18 protein-coding genes are annotated in these 21,132 nt (G+C 53.0%); 12 read left to right on the forward strand and 6 right to left on the reverse strand.

What is annotated here, in order from left to right; translation table 11 throughout:
- Positions 1 to 137: 137 nt before the first annotated feature.
- Both EPD59_RS04520 and EPD59_RS04525 read right to left on the reverse strand, forming a co-directional pair.
- Positions 138 to 1,127 carry a ferritin-like domain-containing protein gene (locus EPD59_RS04520; protein WP_133271743.1) on the reverse strand — a complete coding sequence of 330 codons (990 nt, stop codon included), beginning with the start codon at positions 1,125 to 1,127 and terminating at the stop codon, positions 138 to 140.
- A 49-nt stretch (positions 1,128 to 1,176) separates the two neighbouring features.
- Positions 1,177 to 1,941 (reverse strand): ferritin-like domain-containing protein, encoded by a 765-nt coding sequence (locus EPD59_RS04525; protein ID WP_133271744.1) that lies wholly within the window; start codon positions 1,939 to 1,941, stop codon positions 1,177 to 1,179.
- 294 nt (positions 1,942 to 2,235) lie between these two features.
- Between EPD59_RS04525 and EPD59_RS04530 the strand changes: the two genes are divergently transcribed.
- From EPD59_RS04530 to EPD59_RS04555, 6 genes are all read left to right on the forward strand, one after another.
- Complete coding sequence (locus EPD59_RS04530) at positions 2,236 to 3,726, forward strand: BatD family protein (protein WP_165963471.1); 1,491 nt, start codon at positions 2,236 to 2,238, stop codon at positions 3,724 to 3,726.
- Between the two features lie 180 nt (positions 3,727 to 3,906).
- Entirely contained in the window at positions 3,907 to 4,986 is a 1,080-nt protein-coding gene (aroC, locus tag EPD59_RS04535; protein ID WP_133271746.1) for a chorismate synthase, read from the forward strand.
- Positions 4,987 to 5,136: 150 nt separating this feature from the next.
- Positions 5,137 to 5,760: a NifU family protein gene (locus EPD59_RS04540; protein WP_133271747.1), complete on the forward strand. Its 624-nt coding sequence runs from the start codon at positions 5,137 to 5,139 to the stop codon at positions 5,758 to 5,760.
- A 147-nt stretch (positions 5,761 to 5,907) separates the two neighbouring features.
- Positions 5,908 to 6,507 (forward strand): RNA polymerase sigma factor, encoded by a 600-nt coding sequence (locus tag EPD59_RS04545; RefSeq protein ID WP_133271748.1) that lies wholly within the window; start codon positions 5,908 to 5,910, stop codon positions 6,505 to 6,507.
- Positions 6,482 to 7,870: a hypothetical protein gene (locus tag EPD59_RS04550; RefSeq protein WP_133271749.1), complete on the forward strand. Its 1,389-nt coding sequence runs from the start codon at positions 6,482 to 6,484 to the stop codon at positions 7,868 to 7,870. Before EPD59_RS04545 ends, EPD59_RS04550 begins: the two co-directional genes overlap by 26 nt.
- Before the next feature lie 173 nt (positions 7,871 to 8,043).
- A complete protein-coding gene (locus tag EPD59_RS04555) occupies positions 8,044 to 8,910 on the forward strand; it encodes a hypothetical protein (protein ID WP_133271750.1) in 867 nt (288 codons plus the stop codon).
- Between the two features lie 93 nt (positions 8,911 to 9,003).
- Here the strand turns inward: EPD59_RS04555 and secDF are convergent, their stop codons facing one another.
- The 4 genes from secDF to EPD59_RS04575 all read right to left on the reverse strand — a co-directional run bounded on the left by secDF (position 9,004) and on the right by EPD59_RS04575 (position 14,137).
- The gene (gene secDF, locus EPD59_RS04560) at positions 9,004 to 11,994 is read right to left on the reverse strand and encodes a protein translocase subunit SecDF (protein ID WP_133271751.1); all 2,991 of its coding nucleotides are present in this window, start codon (positions 11,992 to 11,994) and stop codon (positions 9,004 to 9,006) included.
- A gap of 142 nt (positions 11,995 to 12,136) precedes the next feature.
- Entirely contained in the window at positions 12,137 to 12,379 is a 243-nt protein-coding gene (locus EPD59_RS04565; RefSeq protein ID WP_133271752.1) for a hypothetical protein, read from the reverse strand.
- Positions 12,380 to 12,712: 333 nt separating this feature from the next.
- Entirely contained in the window at positions 12,713 to 13,345 is a 633-nt protein-coding gene (locus tag EPD59_RS04570) for a uridine kinase family protein (RefSeq protein WP_133271753.1), read from the reverse strand.
- A 207-nt stretch (positions 13,346 to 13,552) separates the two neighbouring features.
- The gene (locus EPD59_RS04575) at positions 13,553 to 14,137 is read right to left on the reverse strand and encodes a non-canonical purine NTP diphosphatase (RefSeq protein ID WP_133271754.1); all 585 of its coding nucleotides are present in this window, start codon (positions 14,135 to 14,137) and stop codon (positions 13,553 to 13,555) included.
- 635 nt (positions 14,138 to 14,772) lie between these two features.
- Here EPD59_RS04575 and EPD59_RS04580 point away from each other — a divergent pair.
- The 6 genes from EPD59_RS04580 (at position 14,773) to EPD59_RS04605 (ending at position 20,487) form a co-directional block, all read left to right on the forward strand.
- Positions 14,773 to 15,018 (forward strand): type B 50S ribosomal protein L31, encoded by a 246-nt coding sequence (locus tag EPD59_RS04580; RefSeq protein ID WP_133271755.1) that lies wholly within the window; start codon positions 14,773 to 14,775, stop codon positions 15,016 to 15,018.
- Between the two features lie 181 nt (positions 15,019 to 15,199).
- On the forward strand, positions 15,200 to 16,408 hold the full coding sequence (locus tag EPD59_RS04585) for a GlmU family protein (RefSeq protein ID WP_133271756.1): 1,209 nt from the start codon (positions 15,200 to 15,202) through the stop codon (positions 16,406 to 16,408).
- A gap of 40 nt (positions 16,409 to 16,448) precedes the next feature.
- Positions 16,449 to 17,582: a DNA polymerase III subunit gene (locus tag EPD59_RS04590; protein ID WP_133271757.1), complete on the forward strand. Its 1,134-nt coding sequence runs from the start codon at positions 16,449 to 16,451 to the stop codon at positions 17,580 to 17,582.
- A gap of 222 nt (positions 17,583 to 17,804) precedes the next feature.
- Positions 17,805 to 18,773, forward strand: a complete 969-nt coding sequence (gene hemC, locus EPD59_RS04595) for a hydroxymethylbilane synthase (protein WP_133271758.1) — start codon at positions 17,805 to 17,807, stop codon at positions 18,771 to 18,773.
- Between the two features lie 214 nt (positions 18,774 to 18,987).
- Positions 18,988 to 19,494: a peptidylprolyl isomerase gene (locus EPD59_RS04600; protein ID WP_133271759.1), complete on the forward strand. Its 507-nt coding sequence runs from the start codon at positions 18,988 to 18,990 to the stop codon at positions 19,492 to 19,494.
- Between the two features lie 87 nt (positions 19,495 to 19,581).
- Positions 19,582 to 20,487, forward strand: coding sequence for an SDR family oxidoreductase (locus EPD59_RS04605; RefSeq protein WP_133271760.1), 906 nt, complete (start codon positions 19,582 to 19,584; stop codon positions 20,485 to 20,487).
- Positions 20,488 to 21,132: the final 645 nt, after the last annotated feature.

The following is a 21,132-nucleotide window of genomic DNA, read 5'->3' on the forward strand; positions in this document are numbered from 1 at the left end:
AAGATAGGCCGATAAGCCAAGCTCCGCTTATTGATCAGAGCCTACAAAGCTGCAAAGTGTTGCATGGTTGAGCTAAAAAACAAAAAGGGACGGCCTACGGGCCGTCCCTTTCAGGAAATCATAACTGAAAGCAGCAATTAGATGAACGTGCTGCCAGTGATAACAAACGTGCGGGCGATGTCGGATACTACCGGTACGGGTAGGGCTTCGTCGAAGGCCTCCGAGAAAGCGGCCGCCGGGAAATTCAACGAGCTTAAAGCCGTCTGGAGGTTTACACCGCCCTGCGTTACGTTCTCTTCGCCGGGGAAAGTAATAACTGCGGGTGTGTAAGCTGGGGCAGCGCCCATGCCGTATACGGCAGCCGTTTGGGCTGGGGCTGGTCCGCCGCCGTCGTTGCCGGAAACCCAGCTCTTAGGCGAAGCGCTCCGGTCGGTGCCAGCAGCCGTTTGCGAAGCCGCATTGTTCATGGCACCAGCACGACGCATCGTACGAATACGCGAGGCATGACGCGCTTCTACCGAGTGAATGTTCAGCGCGGCAGTCAGTACGTCTTTGTTGCTGGCGAGATAAGGAGCACCGCCTTTGTAGGCACGTACACCGGTGTCTTCTAGCGCCTGAGCTACGGCCAAAAAGGTAGCAGGAGCAGTGAATACCGTAGCGAAAGGACCAGGTGTACCACCTTTGCCACCCGTGAAGTCAAACGTGTTAGCAGCCGGAGCATCAATAGCGTTGGTGCCAAGTGCCGTGCGCAGGAAAGCTACGTGGGCAGTTTCGTCGTTGCGAATTTTGTCCAGCGCCGCTAGGTTGGTGGCGCTGAAGCCAGCCCGCAGAGCAGTTTGTACAGCAGTAGCCGTACCGTTCGCGGCGCCTAACCCTTGGTTATAAAAGGCCGCCTCCAGATACTCCAGCTTCAGAGCGAAGTTGAGAACATCATTTACGCCGGGAGCCATGCTGGTTTGCGCATAAGCTTTATTCAAAACGGCGCCGAAGGCCATTGGAACAGCGGCCGCGGCCAAGGTTTTGCCCATGCCGCTCATGTGCTTGAAAATGCTGCGGCGGGAGTCAAGACGATCGTACACCTCAGGGTCTACTTTCTCGATTTCAGAAATTATTTGGAAGATGTTCATAACTACAAGTCAATGAGTGAGTGGGGATGAAGACTACAAGCAACCTGCTTTAGACGAGGCCGGACACATTCAGCTTAGAGCCTTCAGCCAAGAATGTATTGGCCGCCGCTACAACCTCAGTTGGTGTCTTAGAAATTTCTAACCCACTGGAGTTAATCACGTCAGTACCTACGAAATTGCCTTCCTGCAGCAAGTCGCGGATAATAGCCGCGTGACGAGCCTCTACCGAAACGATTTTGCCGGCTAGCAACAGATAAAGAGGGCCATTGCCCGTAGTAGAAATGAATCGGCCGGCACCATTGTAAGCTGATACGCCTAAGTCTTCGAATGCCTTGGCGGCACCCAATACACTCGCCCGATCATTGAAGTTGATAGCGCTGAAGTTTGGCGTCAGGTCCTTGATAATAGCCGTTGGCGCTGCGCCCGTAATAGCGGCCTTAAAGAACTCGCGGTGAATAACTTCGTGATAGTATAAATCGTCCAGAATCTGACGCTCGGCGCTGGTGGCGTTCAGGCCAGTGTAGTAAGAGCCGGTCCGTAGCTGCGTATAAAATGCCGCCTCAAGCTGCTCCAGGGCATAAGCATAGTTCAACACGCCCACATCACCTGATCCTACACTAACCGTGGTGCCTGGGGTAGGGGTAGGAGGAGTTGGATCGGCGAATACTTCATCGTCATCGCAACCCGACAGAAGAAGGGCTGTGGCACCAGCCGTAGCGCCAGCATACATAAAGAACGAGCGACGCTTGATGGGCACGTATAGCGGCTTATCAAAGCCAGTATCGTCTCCGCCTGCTTTGGTGATTTTAGACATGAGAAAAAGATTAGGGTGAATAGTGAAGAAAATTTTAGGCAATAGCTTTCCAGCACGCCTTGGGTGGCGTTTTTTGTAATAATCTTAGAAGGAGCTATTATTTGAATACCACTTACGGCCCAGTTTATAAATCGGATTGCATCATGTGATTTTATTTTGTGTAAGCTTTTGTTATAAATATTAAACAAAGTCATAGTTCAGCTGCGAAACACTGGGCTGCTGGCACCAAACCCGCTTTCTGCGTAGCTTTGATAGATTGTCTAGTGCTGCTATGCTCAGTCGTTGGTTTGCTCTTTGGGGGCTTTTTTTCTGGTTCTGTTCTTTGGAGGCGGCATTCGGGCGCAAACTCCTGCTGTGAAGGCGCGCATCGTTCTGGGCAAAGCGGACTTTCCTATTAATGAGTACTACACGATCAGCTTTAGCCTGACTGGCGCACCGCTTGAGCGTTATTCCGACTTTCCAGATCTGGAAGGCTTTAAGAGGAGCGGTAAATCCAGTACTACGACTACCCGCATTGTGAATGGGAAGAGCTCGTCGGAGCTAACTATTACGCAGCGCTACGCGGCGTATGATGAAGGCGAGTTTGTGGTGAAGCCCTTCACCATGACCATCAATGGCTTGACTGTGCGCTCAGCGGGAGCCACCCTAACGGTTAAGCCGCAACCAGCCACCGCCTCTGCCCCGAGTGCTTCGGCTACTCCGGCCCCGCCGCCCGGGCAGGATGCACCGGGTATTGGGCTGCTCGATCAGCTGTTTGGCAAGCCCAAGCCGCAGGAATATGTGGAGCCCAAAGACAATGCTTTCTTGGCTTTAGTCCCCGACAAAACGACCATCTTTACCGGCGAGGGTGTGCATATCGGGCTGTACTTCTACCTGACGCCCTCCGATCAAGGCTTGCTGGCCTTTCATAATTTTGCCGGTCAGCTCCCCGATATTCTGCGCCAGCTGCGCCAACCTACGGCGTGGGAAGAATCGTTCGACGAGCAGGAGATTTATCCCGAAACGGTGGTGGCGGGGGGCAAAACCTACTTACGGTACCGCTTGTATGAGGCCGCATTCTATCCGCTCAATACCCAGCCCTTGGTGTTCCCGGAGGTGGCGTTGGAAATGGTAAAATACCGCCTCGCTAAGAAACCGGAGGCGGGCCTTGATAATAGACTGGCGGGGTACAAAACCTACCGCACCACGGCGCGCACCATTCCGGTACGCGTGCTGCCGCCGCACCCGCTCCGCGACCAAGTGCCGGTGGGCAACTATCAGCTGCGAGAAGCCATCGACCGCACGGCTTTCCGCACTGGGCAGGCATTCACTTACTCGTTTGTTGTGGAAGGCGAAGGCAACCTGACGACCGTAAATGCCCCCCAAGTGTCGCAGCCGAGGAAAGGACTGGAAATTTATGGCCCCGATGTGGAGCAGGAACTTACCCGCCAGGGTGGAAGGGTAGGCGGCAGCAAGCGGTTTCGCTACCGCTTAGTGCCCACCAAGCCAGGCACAGTGCCGCTCGATAGCCTGTTTTCGCTGATTATCTTCAACCCAACCACCGCCCGCTACGATACCTTGCGGGCCGAAATTGCCCCCCAGGTGCAGGGGCGCGAGCAAGCCGGAGCCACCTTTCATGCCCGCCCCGATGATCCTTTTTACCAGCAAGTATTGACCTCCGCCGACAATACCGTGCAGCCAGTGGATGCGTATGCCGCCGTGCGCCGCTATGCCAATATTATTCTGGGGGCGCTGCTCATTCTGGCGGGAATAGGCTGGTGGCGCGGTCGGCGCGTGGAGCCGTAAGGCTGCGTGAATATTGGCTTGGCTGCGCGGGCTGAAACATTTCTGTCGGAAATAGTTATTGGGAAGCCAGGGTAAGCGCGCGCTACAACTGACCGCATCGGCCGCTGCTTTGTTAGTAGCTTTGAAGCCACAAAATGCGCGGACTCCTGTAGTCTGGCTCCTCATTACAGGCTGTTATATATGAGCAACTCTTTTGGTAAGCTATTTCGAATCACCACCTTCGGGGAGTCACACGGCGTTGGGATAGGCGTAATAATAGATGGCTGCCCGGCTGGCCTTGATGTGGCAGCCGGTACCATTCAAGCGGCGCTGGATCGGCGGCGACCGGGCCAGTCAGACCTGACTACACCGCGCAGCGAGGCCGATAAAGTGGAAATTCTGTCTGGGCTGTTTGAGGGCAAAACGACGGGCACGCCCATCAGCTTGCTTATTCGCAACCAGGATCAGGCCAGCCACGACTACGCCCACGTGGAGCACGCCTACCGCCCATCGCACGCCGACTACACGTACGATATGAAGTATGGCCGCCGCGATTATCGGGGTGGGGGCCGCAGCTCGGCCCGCGAAACGGCAGCGCGTGTAGCCGCCGGGGCCGTGGCCGCTCAATTTTTAGCCCACTATGGCATTGTGGCCCAAAGCTACGTGTCGCAGGTAGGGGCCGTGGCGGTGCCGGTGGGGTATGAGCAGCTCGATCTGAATTTGATAGAAAGCAACGCCGTGCGCTGCCCCGACCCGGCTACTGCCGAGCGGATGATGAGCCTCATTCGCCAGACCCGCGACCGGCAGGATACCGTGGGCGGACTGGTGACGGGCGTGGTGCGTGGGGTGCCTGCTGGCTTGGGCGAGCCCGTATTTGATAAGCTCCACGCGGAGCTGGGCAAAGCTATGCTAAGTATCAATGCAGTTAAAGGCTTCGAATACGGCTCCGGCTTTGAGGGTACGCTGCTATTCGGCTCGGAGCACAACGACGCATTCTACACCGACGAAGCTGGTGCCGTGCGCACCCGCACCAACCACTCCGGGGGTATTCAGGGGGGCATTTCTAACGGGCAGGACATCTATTTTCGGGTCGCCTTTAAGCCTGTAGCTACCATTTTGCAGCCCCAAACGACCATCAATGACCAGGGTGAGGAAATTACGCTGGCTGGGAAAGGCCGCCACGACCCGTGCGTGTTACCCCGCGCCGTACCCATCGTAGATGCGATGACGAACCTGGTGCTGGCCGATATGCTGCTGCGCAGCCGGGCTAATAAGGTATAGGCCAAGGGCAGCCGCCCCGCTATTCCCTGTTGTTTTGGTATCTTTGCAACATCCAGCGGGCGTAGGTGGTTTTAGCTCTAACGGGCTAGCAATTCACCGTTAACCTGCGTAATTTCTCTTCGTATTCTCGCTTTTAAGCCCTTCAACCTTATGGCTGAACTAACTGCCCCGGCCGCTCCGGTTTCTATATACGCCGAAGCCAGCCCCAATCCCGAATCCATGAAATTCGTGCTCAACACCCAGTTCCTGAGTGAAGGGGTGAGCGTGGATTATCCTAACCTGGAGGCTGCGACCAACTCGCCGTTGGCGCAGGAGCTATTCAATTTTGACTACGTAGGTCGGGTATTCATCGCGGCCAACTTTGTTACCATCACCAAAACCACTGACCATCAGTGGGCGCACCTTATTCCGGAGCTACGCAGCTTCCTGAAGTCGTATGTAGAGGCAGGTGGACCCGTTTTCTTGGTCGATCCAGCTGCGGAGCAGAAAGCCGCGCAGGAAGTTGCCGCCAATGGCAGCCACTCCGAGCAGGACCAGCAAACGAGTCAGAAGATCATTGATCTGCTCGAAAACTATGTGCGCCCAGCCGTCGAGCAGGATGGAGGTAATATTACCTTCAAAAGCTACCAAGATGGTATCGTGACTGTGAACCTGCAAGGCTCGTGCTCCGGCTGCCCTTCGGCCACGGTTACGTTGAAGTCGGGTATCGAAAACTTGCTCAAGCGTATGGTTCCTGAAGTGAAAGAAGTAGTAGCCGAAGGCATTACCATCTAATACCTTCCAAGAAGTAAATAGTAAAAAAGCCCCCAGAGATATTCTGGGGGGCTTTTTTGTGTCTTAACATACATAAGCGTATTTTTTATGTGGCAGAGGCAACCCTTTTCCAGCTTTTGCCGAGTAGGTGAGTAAACTCCTGCTGCCGTGTCTCAACCCGACCACGATTCTGCGCTGCTTACGGCTCTGCTGGCTGGCTGTCGGCGTGCAGACCGGGAATGCCAGCGTCGGCTGTATGGGCAGTATTACAGCTTAGCCATGAGTGTTTGCCTGCGCTACTTGCGCAACCGGGAGCAAGCAATGGAGGCAGTGAATGATGGATTTTTGAAGGTGTTTCGAGATGCGGACCGCTTCGACGTTCGCTTGCATCTCGATATAGCTGGCTCCTTCCGGGCTTGGCTCCGCAAAATCATGGTGCACACGGCTATCGACCACTTTCGGATAGCGGAGAAACATGCTTTTCAGCAGACCCTCGACGAAGTAGCCGCGCTCCACCCCGACCCTGGCGTTTCTGCCCTTGATACACTCTCGTTCGATGAGTTGGTGGCGTTGGTGCATGGGCTGCCGGCGGCCTATCGGGCCGTGTTTAACCTATACGCCATTGATGGCTTCACGCACGAAGAAATCGCGGAGCAACTGGGCATTTCGGCGGGCACGTCGAAATCCAACTTATTTAAAGCGCGGGCTCACCTAAAGCATTTGTTAAAAAAAATTAAGCACCATGCCTACGCCAGACATGTCGGATGACGAGCTAGACGCGCTGTTTCGGCGTGGGGCGGAGGCTTACCCTGAGGAGCCGCCACCCCTGGGGGCCTGGGCGCGCATGGACGACAAACTGAACACCGCGACGGTGGCTACTTTGGTGCGCCGCAAACTGATGCGCTTGTTTGGGGCAGCAGTAGTTGTGCTGCTGCTCACCTTCCTGGGGTGGCAAGGCTATCGTGAGTTCGTCTCCCGCCCCGTAGATAATTCCGCAAAGTCGGCTTCCTCCGACACGAATAAAAACCAATCCACTCCTGAGTCTTCCGCCGTAAATAGCGCATCACAGTTCTTCCCGGATGCGGTTGGAACTGAGGCGTCATCGGACTTGCTGGCTGTAAGGTCGCCAAGTGCCGCGGCCAAGGCTCCAGCAACCATGGAGAAGAAGGAAAATCTACTACCTAAAGCAACAACCAGGGGTAGGAGCGACTCGCAGCCTGTTGCAGCATGGCTTCCGCCGCCCACACCTCGTCGTCCACAAAATGTCCCCCGGCGAGAGTTGGGTGCGGTCGGATCGACTGGGGGGCATTTTGCTGGTATTTCCAGTTTGGGTCAATCAGAAAATGTGCCCCTGCCAATGCCAAACTCAGAGGGGAACTTAACCAACTCAAGATCAGAACAACGGTTAACCAGCCAAGTAATCCCCGATTCCGTTGTCAGCCAGCCCATTGTAGCAGCTTCCGATTCCATCCAGTCTGCCCCGGCTGATTCGGTAAAGAAGCCGGCGCCAGGTGCCACGTTGCCTTTGTATCGCTGGAGCCTGGGGCTGATAGGCGGCCCCTCAGCCAGTGGAGTGCGCGCAACGGAGGGTGCCCGCCTCGGCGGTGAGATTGGGTTAACCCTCGATTACCGTGTTACGCCCCGTCTGCGGGTGCGCTCTGGTTTGGTTCGGAGTGTGAAGCGCTACGCCGCCCGCGGCAGCGACTACTACCCGCCGTATGGATACTGGCAGGCAGGCAGTCCTATTCTAGCTCTGGATGCCAACTGCCGCATCACAGAAATACCGCTCGATGTGCGCTACGATATAGTGGTGCGCCCCACGTACTCGCTCTTTCTGAGTACCGGCCTGACCACGCTGCTCATGCGCAACGAGCGTTACGCCTACCAATATGAAAGGAATGGAGCTATAACCACGGCTACCTGGTCGCTGGCGCACGGCTCCAATCATGCCCTAGGGGTGCTCAACCTGTCGGGGGGCGTGGAGCGTGCGGTAAGCGCCCGTTGGTCGGTACAGGCCGAGCCATTTTTGAAACTGCCACTGGGTGGTGTAGGATTTGGCCAAATCCGGCTGCGAAGCGCAGGGATGGCCTTTTCAGTCAAATATGGATTGTTCGGGCGGGTTTCGCCCTGATTTTTTACGCTTTGCTTCCGTGCGTTTATCAGCTCCGCTCGCGACGGGGCTACTTACCGGTGGTCGCCTTTACCCGAACGCAGTGTGCCGGGCCCAGCACACTTTGCTTAGAGTAACTGCTGCTACTAACTGATTTCTCTTTGTCAGTCAACCTTTTACTTTCAGGCACCGCTATGTTTATACTTTCCATGAATACACTGCGCCGGCGTTTGCTCGCTGGCTGCACGGCCCTGCTGTTATTTTTCACGTCGCTGGTAGTCAGTAGTTGCGACGACCTAGATGGCGTGATTCCTTTTGGCCCCAAGCCCACAATACGCATCAGCACCAGCCCTACGCTCGGGCCCTATCTGGTCGATAAGGATGGAAATACCTTGTATTACTTTGCCTTTGATGTGGCCGGTACTCCTAACTGCACTGGCGCCTGCGCGGCCCGCTGGCCCGCCTTTTATGATGCCAACCCGGTAGTAGGCAAAGGCCTCGATTCAAACGATTTTGCTACCATCACCGGCTCCGATGGCCGCCTACACACCACCTACCAAGGTTGGCCGCTTTACTATTTTGCCCCCCAGGCCACCCCAGAAAGCCCGAATGTGCGGGAAGCCCCTGGCGCTACGGGCGGCGATAATTTTGGGAGTGTATGGTTCGTGACGAAGCCCAACTATGCCTTGCGCATAGCCCGCGCTACTGTAACGAATAAAACCACTAATCAGAGTTCCGTAAAGAGTTTTCTGGTAGATAGTAAGGCTCGGACGCTCTACGTATTCGCTCCTGACCGCACCAGCCCAACTACCCAGCCTAATTGTATTGGCCCCTGCGCTAACGTGTGGCCGTCCTTTTTTGAGTCTGGTCGGGTATTGCCCACTGCTTTAAGCAGCAATGACTTTGGTACGATTACCCGGCCTGATGGCCCTAACGGCACCACCCGCCAGCAGACTATTTACAAAGGAGTGCCCCTGTATTACTTCGTAAATGATAACGCCACCCGCGGCAAAACTGAAGGCGAGGGTATTGCCAACTTATGGTCGGTAGCCACCCCGTAAACGTTGACTCGTTCCAGTCGATATAGTCTAGAATTTCAACAAAAAAGCCCCCAGACACGATCTGGGGGCTTTTTAACTAGGTGATAAGCAAGCCTAGCGCGTTACCGGGGCCGATAGCTTGGAGGCATCAGCGTCAGGGGTGTCGGTAGCTAGTGGATCGTGATGACGGCGCTCTTTGCTGCCATAGGTATCCAAAACCAGCGGAGTGGCAATAAACAGCGTTGAATAAGCACCCACAATTACGCCTATAATCATAGAGTAAGAGAAGGAACGCAAGGTTTCACCACCAAAGATGAACAACACGATTACTACCATCAACACTGTAGCCGAGGTGATAATGGTACGGGAGAAAGTACTGTTCAACGCGGGGTTCGCTACCTGAGCAAACGTTAGCTTCGGGTTTTCCTCTAGATATTCCCGAATACGGTCGTAGATAACCACGGTATCGTTGATCGAGAAACCCAGAATGGTAAGCACCGAAGCCACGAACACTTGGTCCATTTCGTAGGTGATACCAAATAGACGAGCAATCGGGAAGGCCACAATCACGAAGAGTACGTCGTGCAACAGAGCGACAACGGCGGCCATGGAGTACTGCCACTTCTCGAAGCGGAACAACACATACACGAAAATGCCGATAACAGACAGCAGCAAGCTAATAACCGATGACTGCTTGATATCGTCGGCGACGGTAGCGCCCACTTTCGAGCTGCTTTTAATAACTGGGTTGGCTGAAGCGTACTCGCGCAGACCCGCTTGCACTGCTTGCTCTACTTTTTGGTCAGCGACGGTGCTCTCATCGTTGGCGAGGTAGCTGGTCGTAATGCGCAGGCGGTTAGGTGCACCGAAGGTTTTTACTTCAATGCCTGCTTCTGCTAGGTCATCGGTGAGCGACTCCCTTACATCGGAGGCAACCATGGCCTTGTTGAAATCGACAGTGTAGCTACGGCCACCCCGGAAATCAACGCCCAAATTTGGGCCACCTTGAATAGCCATCAACACAAAGCCAAATACGATAATGGCCGTTGACACCGCATAGGCAATCTTGCGCTTGCCTACGATGTCAAAGTTGAAACTTTTGTTCAGGTTGAGCGACAAAGGTCCCTTGAAGCTTAAGCTAGCAGCAGTTTTACCCTTAATCATCCAGTCGATGATGAGGTGAGAAAGGAACACAGCTGTCAGGAACGAGGTAAGAATACCAATTCCAAGCGTGATGGCGAAGCTTTGTACCGGACCTGTGCCGAAGAAACCCAGAATAAGGGCGATGAGCAGCGTGGTAATGTTAGAGTCGAAGATAGCCGAAAAAGCAAGGCTATAGCCTTTGTTAACTGCATCCTGAATACTCAAGCCTGCCTGTAATTCCTCTCGTATACGCTCAAAAATCAGTACGTTGGCATCAACGGCCATACCGAATGTCAGTACCAAACCGGCAATACCAGGCAGCGTCAGCGCAGTGCCAAACTGAGCCAGTACACCCAACACCAAGAAGATGTTGAAGATGAGGGCCAGGTTGGCGACCATACCAGCTTTGCCGTAGTATAGGGCCATGAACACAACAATGATAATCAGACCAGCCAGCGAAGAGTAAAGGCCCTGGGCAATAGCTTCTTTACCCAGCGACGGACCAACAACGGCCTCTTCTACAATGCGAGTAGGAGCGGGCAGCTTACCGGCCTTCAGTACGTTGGATAAGTCTTGGGCTTCTTCAATCGTGAAATTGCCGGAGATGCTAGAATTGCCCCCCGAGATTTCAGCCTGCACTACAGGAGCCGAATACACATTGTCATCAAGCACGATAGCTACCTGCCGGCCTACGTTAGCAGCAGTCAGCTTCTGCCACCGGCGGGCACCAGTGGGGTTCATTTGCATCGAAACCTCAGGGCGTCCGCCTTGGTCGTAGTCTTGGCGGGCGTCGCTTACAACTTCACCACCGAGGGGCGCTACAGCATCCGTCGTTTTGCGAATGGCATACAGCTGCAGATATTCCTGCTTGTCAACGACAGTAGGCTTTACATCCCACAGAAATCTCAGGTTGGGGGGCAAAACTGCTTTTGCTTCGGCGCTTGCAAGCAAGTCGTTTACACGGGCAGTATCGCGCACGTTAGAACCCAGCGCGCCAGGCATCGTGAACAAGCGGGCCAACAGGCTGCTCTGCTGCAGATTGGTTGTGTCGGTAGTAGCAGCGGCTTTTTTCTTGGCAAGCTGGCTAGCCAGTGACGTTGAGTCGCCAGTAGCAGCAGTTGCAGCCGTGTCAGTAGTTGTAGTTGCAGCTACGGCAGGCTTGGTGCTAGCGTCTTTCGCTACCAGTACTTCGTTCAACTGATTGAGGTAGGGGGCAAATTCATCGTTGCGCCATACTTCCCAGAATTCCAGTTTGGCCTGACCTTGCAACAGCTTGCGTACACGCTCGGGGTTGTCTACGCCGGGCAATTCGATCTGAATGCGGCCGGTGCCTTTTACCCGCTGAATGTTGGGCTGATTTACTCCAAACTTGTCAACGCGGGTACGCAGAATGTTGAAAGAACGGTCGATAGCTTCTTCTACTTCCCGGTCGATAGCACCAATAATCTGAGCATTCGTGGAGTTAATGTCGATGCCGCGGCTCTTGTTGGTTGTGTTGGCGAAAATGCGAGCCAGTTTGCCCTCAGGCGCAATGGAACGATAAGCCTGCGAAAACAACGACGTAAACGGCGTGCCCGAATTGGTTTTCTGTAGCTCCTGTGCCTGCGCTAGCGCTTTGGTGAAAGCCGGATCTTTAGAGTTGCCCGACATAGCCCGGATGATCTCAACCGGCGAAACTTCCAGCGTCACGTGCATGCCACCTTTCAAGTCAAGGCCAAGACCTAGCTCGCTCTGACGCACATCTTTATAGGTGTAATCCACACCGAGCACGTTGATCACGGGTGCGCGCCATACCGAGTCGAGGTAGCGCTGACGCTTGAGTTGGTTTACCTGTCCATTGCTGGTGGCGTAGGTTTCGGCCTGCTGCTGCACCCGGCGCGACACCATGGTGAACGACAGGAAGTAAATGCACAACACCGATACAATAAGGGTGAGGGCGATAATAAGTCCTTTATTACGCATACTACTAAGTTGATTTGTTACTGTGCTATTGTGCTGAGTACTTCAAATGCTATTATTCTGCTGAGGCAGCTTGGGAGAAGCGATAAGCACCCGATACTAGCGGTGCATCAGCTTCCTGGTCAGTAGAAAAGCAAAAAATCAGCTAGGGAGCCTGCGGCGAGAGCGCAGCCAAAAGCAGGCGGGCGCGGAAAAAATCCGGTAAAGCACCGGGCTGGGGGGCAAATTTTAAGGTCTTCGCCAGCAAGCGAGGCCAAGTAAGCGGCACCGACGCCGGAAACCAAGCGTCGGCGGCGGGGGCTAGCCAAACGGCGGCGCTACCCGTGGCTTCCAGAGTTACTTTCTGCTTTACTACAGCTGCCTTTGGGGCCGCGCCAATACGCGCCATTTGCCCCCAGGCACCCGCAGCGTAGCCACTGTTCGGTGGTTTAGCCCCAGTACAAATAGCAACGTAGCCGCGAGCAGCACGAAACGGAAATGAGCTAAAAAAGTGAGGCGAGCAGAGAACATTAGCAAACTAAACGCTACAAATATAGCCATTTGGACTGCGCAGCCCAAAGTAGTTGCATCTCGGGGGACTATTTTAACCGCTAAATGCAACTGCTGCTGCTACCAAATGATTCAAAAATAAATCACCCAAACACTGCTCAACAGCTGTTCTAAACACAAAGAGCGTAGCCGTGTAGCTACGCTCTTTGTGTTTGCTTCCCTATGAAAAAGCCTACTCTTGGCGAGCGGCGGCCACTTTGGTGCGCAGAAATGAAACCAGTACTTCTAGACCTTTATCAAAGTGTCGGTTATTCGGAATCACGATGTCAGCATCCTGCTTGAAAGGCTTGATATATTTCTCGTAAGTAGGCGCTACGTGGTGGGTGTAGCGATAGAGCACATCTTCCAAATCGTAGCCCCGCTCGTCGCGGTCGCGCACAATGCGGCGCTGCAACTTCACGTGCTCGCGGGCATCGATGTATACCTTCAGGTCGAGCAGGCGTGCCACTTCCTCGAAGTAAAAAACAAAAATGCCCTCCACCACAACGATAGGGGAAGGGCGAAACACCAGCTCTTTAGGCTGAACATTCGGGTTGTTGAACGTGTACTCCGGGCGCCGAACCTCCAGCCCCTGACTGATGCGCAAGACATCAGCCGCATAGGCTGCCGAGTCGATAGAAGAAGGTAAGTCAAAATTAGTGACGCCATTGGGGTCAACCAGTTGGCTTTCACGCGGGTGGTAATAGTTGTCTTGGGATATCAGACAAATATCGTCCTCAGGAAAAGAAGCGAGCAAACGGCGCAGAAACGTGGTTTTGCCAGAGGCGCTGCCACCCGTAATACCGACGATGAAAGGATGTTGCATGGGGTGGGAAAGCGGCCCGTACCAGCAGGGCCAACCGTGCAAAATTAAGCAAAATGACGCCAGCGTTACGCCTTTTTGAAAAAAACGTAGCCGAGCTAACCTACTTGCTTCACCCTGTCTAGTTGGTTTAAACCACCATCTAGTAGCCGTTATCAAACAACAAAACTTGTTTTGGGGGGCTTTTTTACTTGAAAATAAGTTCGCGGTCTAGCTCCCCCGGTTGCTCAGAAAAGTGATCAACTCAGCTACTGCCCGGCCCCGATGACTTAAGCTGTTTTTCTGCTCAGCTGTCATTTCGGCAAATGTTTGGTGGTGGCCAGCGGGCTCAAAAATCGGATCGTAGCCGAAGCCTGCCTGCCCACGTGCTTCCTCCACAATGCGGCCTTCCACAACACCATTAAACTCCTGCCACTCTCCATTAGGCAGCACCAGCGCGATAACGGTACGAAACTGAGCGCTACGGTCTGCTGTGGGGGGCAAATCCTGGAGCAGTTTGGCCATATTGTCGGCGGCATTGCGCTGGGGGCCGGCGTAGCGGGCTGAGTATACCCCAGGCGCGCCGTCCAATGCCTGCACCTCCAGGCCGGTGTCATCGGCAAAGCAAGAGGTTTGATAGTGTTGCCACACGTATTCGGCCTTTTGCCGAGCATTGCCGGACAGCGTATCCTGCGTTTCGGGCAATTCCTCGTGACAGCCTAAATCCTGCAAACTCACCAGCTCAATCGTCGACGGCAGCAAGGCTCTGACTTCAGTAAGCTTATGTTCATTATTCGTGGCAAAGCAGATACGCATGTAGTCAGATGAAAATGTGTGTTAAAAAGCTGACCAAAGCCAGCATCTGAGGTAAGTAGATAGCGGTAAATAATTCTTACAATGATTACCGAAACAGTACCCGGATACTGTGCCAGGCCTGTTCCAACTCCTCCGAAACGGAATTCCAGAGCTGGAGAAGACCATTCTGGGCACTTTGCTGGTTTCGGGTACTAGATAATTTGCTGTTATCGGCCTGCCAAGTGATGGAGTCCGTTGCCGCGCTGGACGGATAAAGCTTTTGCCCAAATGCATACGCTCCTTTCTGAGTAGGAAACTGATACGCGAATGCTTGCGGAGCAAAGGGTAAAGGTGGAGTTGTGCTTGCTGAATATTGAGCGTAAGAATAGGCTTCTCTGACGGGTGGTAAGGTGGAAAAGCGAAGCTGCAAAGCAAGTATAACCAAGAGAAAACCAGTTGAATACACCATAAACCAGTAGTAAAAACGCAATAAGGGTAGTGCTCAAAACTAATCAAAAACCGCTAGCGTACTCATTATAAGGCGTAAGGAGTGTGAAATGCCGCTCGTAAGTTTTTAATTTCAAATGGAACGCGTACTTTTGCAATCCCTTCCGCAAAATCGGCAGGCATAGAAGGTTTTAACGGTATTTCCGATCATGAAAAAAGACATCCATCCCGAGTACCGCGAAGTCGTGTTTCAGGACACTTCCAGTGACTTCAAATTTATCACTCGCTCCACGATGAACTCTACCGAGACCATCACGATGGAGGATGGTAAGACTTATCCAGTTGTAAAAGTGGAAGTTAGCAGCGCTTCGCACCCTTTCTACACTGGCAAAAACGTATTTATTGACACCGCTGGCCGCGTGGAGAAGTTCCGCAACCGCTACCAGAAGAAGTAGTCATTCGGTTATCCGTTCTGCGCCGTCCTTTACGGCGACATACAGAACCTAGTATTAAAAACTCCCGCTGGCATGTCTGGTGGGAGTTTTTATTTGTGCCAACTTGCCGCCGAATATATCTGGGAGCCAAATTGCCCCCCAGTCATGACAACCGATTCGTGACGCCTGTCACCAAAAAGCTATGCACGTCTTACTCTTCGACGATCCTGCTATTCGGCCGCGCCTGTTGCCCTTCACGTTCACTCGGCCCGTGGCTGCCCTGCGCTGCGGCATCCTGACCATTGCCGAGAAGTGGCAGCACCGTTTGGGCCAAGAGATTTTCTATCTAACCGAACCCTACTTACAAGCCAAGTTTCCGGCTGGGGCTGTAAGCGGTCCGGCTCTAGTAATCAACGGGGCCGTGCTGCCCGATGAATTATTGGCGCGACAGATACGGAATTTGCCCCCCGGACAAGCACTCGTTGATGGCGAATTGCTGGTGGCTGCTTATCTTCCTGACGCTAGCAAAGTAGCTGAGCTAATTCAAGATGGCTTAGCCAGCACCACTGAAGTGGCTGAGCCCGTTACCGTAATCAGTGAATTGTGGCATCTGTTCCTGCGTAATGGCGCCGAGATACGGCAGGATTTCGACTTGCTCACCCGCGGTCGGCAATCAGGGCCCATTGGCGATGTCCATACCATCGTGTACGGCGCCGAAAACATCTTTATTGAGCCAGGAGTAAAAATTCGGGCAGCCATTTTGAATGCGGAAGACGGCCCAATTTACCTAGGTAAAAACGCTCAGGTTCACGAAGGCGCTATTATAAAAGGCCCCCTAGCTTTGTGCGAAGGGTCCCATATCAACGCGGGCGCCAAAATGCGCGGCGACAACACCGTGGGACCTTATTCCAAAGTGGGCGGTGAGGTAGGCAATTCCATCTTTTTCGGCTATGCCAATAAAGGCCACGACGGCTACCTCGGCAACTCCGTGATAGGCGAGTGGTGCAACCTGGGCGCTGATACCAATACTTCCAATCTTAAGAACAACTACGCCCCGGTCAAAATCTGGAGCCACGCGGCCGGCCGCTTCGTGAATACTGGGCAGCAGTTTTGTGGTCTCATGATGGGCGACCACAGCAAGTGCGGTATCAATACCATGTTTAATACGGGGACGGTAGTAGGGGTGGGGGCCAATATTTTTGGGGCAGGCTTCCCGCGCACCTTTATCCCGAGCTTCAGTTGGGGTGGCGCTGCCGGCTTCGAAACCTTCAAACTGCCCAAAGTAGCCGAAGTAGCCGAACGTGTTATGGCGCGGCGTCAGCTTGAATACGATGCCACGGAGCAAGGAATCATGCAGCATGTGTTTGAGGCAACAGCCAAGGATAGAGTGTGGGAAAAATCTATTGGATAGCTAGTACAAATTAGAATAACCTAACTGAGCGACTACGTTCATGCGCTTCGCTGAAATACCTGATCAAACCAAAGTCAAGCAGTTGCTGGTGCAATCGGTGCAGCGGCAGCACGTGGCGCACGCGCAGCTTTTTCGGGGCGCTGAGGGCTCAGCAGCTTTAGGACTAGCCCTTGCGTACGCTACATTTCTGAATTGCGAGGGCCGCACCCCTACCGATGAAGATTCTTGCGGCCGATGCTCAGCTTGTCAGAAACTGGATAAGCTCGTTCATCCAGACTTGAATTTCATCGTGCCCGTCACGAGCACGAAGCAGGTGCCGAAGGATGCAGTCAGCAGTAAGTTTGCCGCCGATTGGCGCACGTTTGTGCTGGAGAATCCTTACCAAGGGCTGAATGACTGGATGCAGCACATTGGGGCCGACAACAAGCAAGGCAGCATTTCCAAGGAGGAAAGTCTTCAACTGTTAAAGCTGGTATCACTGAAAGCGTTTGAGGGCCGCTTCAAAATTGTGATTATCTGGCTGCCCGAGCTCATGCACCCTGCGGCCTCCAACGCCGTGCTGAAGCTACTTGAAGAGCCGCCGGCGGCCACCATTTTTCTCCTGGTTAGCCACGCGCCCGAGCAATTACTGCCCACCATCATTAGCCGCGTGCAGCCCGTGGTAGTTCGGCCTTACACGGAAGATGAGCTGACGACTTATTTGCACGATGAGCACCACATACCGGAGGCCAAAGCCCGCCAGCTTGCCCAGGTAGCCAATGGTAACCTTGGGGCTGCACTAGCGGCCCGTACCGCCCCCGACAACGACTACTTCACCTTCTTCACTGAGTGGATGCGTCTGTGTTTCCAGGACAACTTTGCCAAAGTGTTGGAAAAAAGCGACGAGTTCCAGAAAATGGGGCGTGAAAATCAAAAGGAGTTTTTACATTACGCCCTCGGATTGTTACGCAAAGTGCTGCTGCACGGCCTCGACGCACAATTAATTCCGCATCTGCCTGCCGCCGAGCAACAGTTCGTGACCCGCTTCAGCCGCTTCGTGCATCTTGGAAATGCTGAGTCTATTACCACTGAGTTGAACGATGCACACTACCATGTGGAGCGCAATGCGAATCCGCGTATGGTCTTCGTGGATACCTCGTTGCGCATAGCTGAATTGCTGAAAATGCCTGCCTAAATGCCGTAAAGGCACTAAATACAGTTTGCTAAATTACTATAGCTACTGCTAAATGAGCTATAGCCATGCCATTGCTAAAGGCATTTGTAGCTTTGTATCACCATAGGGAAGGGCTTGATACAAGCAATCTCAGATGGGTTAGGCTGGGGTTGCCGAAGTATGACGGCGTTAAAATTGCCCCCCGACGTGCTTTAACCAGTTGTCATTAAGTAAAACTGTTAGTTGGAAACTACGCTCTTCAATCGTCCCATTCGCATAGGTACCCGTGGTAGCCGATTGGCCCTGTGGCAAGCGAATCATGTAGCGGCCTGCTTGGAGCGGGAATTATTTCAAACCGAAATAGTCATTATCACTACGAAAGGTGACGTAGTGCTCGACCGCTCTTTGGATAAGATCGGAGCAAAAGGCGTGTTCACGGAGGAGCTAGAAGAGAGCCTACGGAATGGCTTTATTGATATTGCTGTCCATAGCGCCAAGGACGTACAAAGCACTATTCCCGATGATCTGGAACTGCTGGCTTTTATGGAGCGGGAGAAGGTCAACGACGTAATTGTCAGCTTCGATCCTAGCTTCTCCCTACAGCAGCCGAACATTGTGCTGGGTACCAGCAGTACGCGACGGCGCTCCATGCTCAAGCGCTACTACCCAGATATCATTACAGCGGAAGCTCGCGGCAACCTCCAAACCCGATTGCGCAAGTTGGAAGAAGGGCAATACGATGCACTGGTACTAGCATTTGCTGGCGTGCACCGCATGGAGTACGACCACCTGATTACGCATGTGCTGCCCGAAACGCAGTTTGTGCCGGCGGCTGGGCAGGGAAGTGTCGCTATTGAGTGCGCCAAAAACCTAGAGTTAGGGCGTAAGATAGCGCTCCAAGGTATTCTGGACCATACGGATACTCATGCCTGCCTGCGTGCCGAACGGGCGTTTCTGCGCACTATGGAGGGCGGCTGCAGTATTCCATCCTTTGCCTTGGCTACCTACACCGATGAAGGCTTGCTGCAACTCCACGGCGGTCTCATCAGCCTTGATGGGCAGCAGTACGTAGAGGAAATAAGCGCCATTACCGACGTTGATCAAGCAGATGCAATAGGCGTTAGTTTAGCCGAAACCGTGCTTCGCCGTGGCGGCAAGCAGATATTGGCTGAAATTCGCAGCCATCGCGAGTCGGAATCGAGCACGTTTTAAGCTACATAAGCTTGAGGCACGTATTCGACAGCTATTGAATCCACTTCATTTCAACCAACTACAATTAGCGTTTTAGCTCTATGAACCATGTTTCGCGCGTCTGGGCGCTGACTTTAGCTTTTGTCTTGACTTTCACATTTGCGGTTCAGGCTAAAAAAGCCCCCGCAAAAGCAAAAAGGATGAAGTAATTACTATCAGTACCAATCTCGGTGAGATGAAGCTAATTCTCTTTGAAATGACGCCTCAGCATAAGGCTAACTTTTTGAAGCTGGCACAGAGTGGTTTCTATGATGGCACCACTTTTCATCGCGTCATTCAGAATTTTATGATTCAGGGCGGTGACCCAAATACCAAGGATACCGACACAAACAATGATGGCGCTGGTCAGCCCGATGCCGCAACCATTCCGGCCGAAATTCGGCCTGAGCTGCTCCATAAGTTTGGGGCTGTGGCTGCCGCCCGTCAGGGCGACTACGTTAATCCTACCCGTGCCAGTAGCGCGTCGCAGTTTTACATTGTGCAGAATCATCAGGGCACGAAGCACTTGGATGGGGCCTATACGGTATTCGGGCAGGTAATCAGTGGGCTCGACGTTATCGATAAAATTGCCACGCAGCCCACTGGCCCCCGCGACCGGCCGACCACCGATGTGAAGATGACTGTCAAGGTGGATAAACTGAAAAAAAAGAAAATCACCGAGTTGTATGGGTATCAATACTAAGGTTGCGGGTGATCTGCTAGTTAAGAAGCTGGCAGATCACCCGTAGTTCTTTGTAACAATCTCATCTATCTAAGAAACAATTTGTGTATGCGTATTCTGCTCACCGGTTCTAATGGATTGTTAGGTCAGAAGTTGGTCGAACTGCTTCGCCAGCAACAAGGCGTAGAAATCATTGCTACTTCTCGCGGGACCAACAAGCTGGCCGCTCTCTATCCTGATCTGCGCTTCGTGCCGCTGGATGTAACTGACCGCACCCAAGTTCAGCAAGTGTTAGGTAACGAAAAACCTACACATCTTATTCACACAGCCGCTATGACCAATGTGGATGAGTGCGAACTGAATAGGGAAGCATGCTGGCTGCAGAATGTGACGGCCGTAGAGCACCTTGTGGAAGCTTGTGAGCACCACAATATTCACCTCACCCATGTGAGCACTGACTTTATCTTCAGCGGCGAAAAAGGCCCCCTAACGGAAGAAGAGGTACCAGCTCCCATCAATTTCTATGGGGAAAGTAAGTGGGCAGCTGAGCAGATTGTACAAGCTAGTAAGGGCGCGTGGGCTATTGTGCGCACAGTGCTCGTATATGGTATTGTGCACGATTATGGCCGCACCAATATTGTGCTTTGGGTGCGTGATTCTCTACGTGCCGGCAAGCAGATCAACGTTGTAGACGATCAATTCCGCACGCCTACTTTGGCTGAAGACTTGGCTCAGGGCTGTTGGCTGGTGGCGCGCCATAATGCAACTGGCATCTACAATATCAGTAGCAGCGAGTTGCTGACGCCCTACCAGATGGCCTTGCAGGTAGCCGACTATTTTGGGCTCGACAAGTCGCTGATTGTAAAAGCCGACGGTAGTACGTTTACCCAGCCTGCCAAGCGCCCTCCCCGCACTGGTTTCATCATTAGTAAAGCCCAACGCGACCTAGGCTACAAGCCACATACTTTTCAGGAGGGGATAGCCTTGCTAGCACGCCAAACGGAAGAGGCATAAACGCAAAAAACCCGCGGGCAGAACCTGCGGGTTTTTTAACACACCTATTGCAACAACCTTTATTGTTTCGGCAGCGCCGCGAGCAAAGGCCGCGTGCCGAAACCATTTATTTTTATTTTACCAATTACCATCTGTTGCTGAGGCTACCATGCCTACAAGCAAATTACCAACTATGACTGCCCGGCCACTGCGCAAAGCAGATTGCGCCACAGCATAGGGGATCAAGTCTCCATCAATGGTTTCGAAATCTGACATCTGCGGGGCCGATTGCCGCGCCATTTCTATCAATAAGTAACGCAAAGCGTACCCCTGACGACGTTTGACAAGTAAAGAGGGCATAATGACTTAGGACAGGCAAGCGGAGTGAAAACCAGCAATGCTTCCGGGCACTGCCTGATCTTCGTTACAATAGTACGACCTCAATAGGCCTCGTGGAAAGGAACGTAAACCCGCTTTTGTGACTTGAACTATTTGAATATTTTTTGCTTATTCTTCTTTATCATACTCGTGTGATTTGCCTAGTAGCATTGGTTCTTGCCCTTTTATGAGGTTTTAATGAATTCAAGCCTCTTAAAACAAATAGTGATGCTATCAAACCTCGTTTAACTATATATCTGCTCAAAAGGAAGAAATAGTTGTTATTTG

It is taken from the genome of Hymenobacter radiodurans (assembly GCF_004355185.1).
GTDB classification, from domain to species: domain Bacteria; phylum Bacteroidota; class Bacteroidia; order Cytophagales; family Hymenobacteraceae; genus Hymenobacter; species Hymenobacter radiodurans.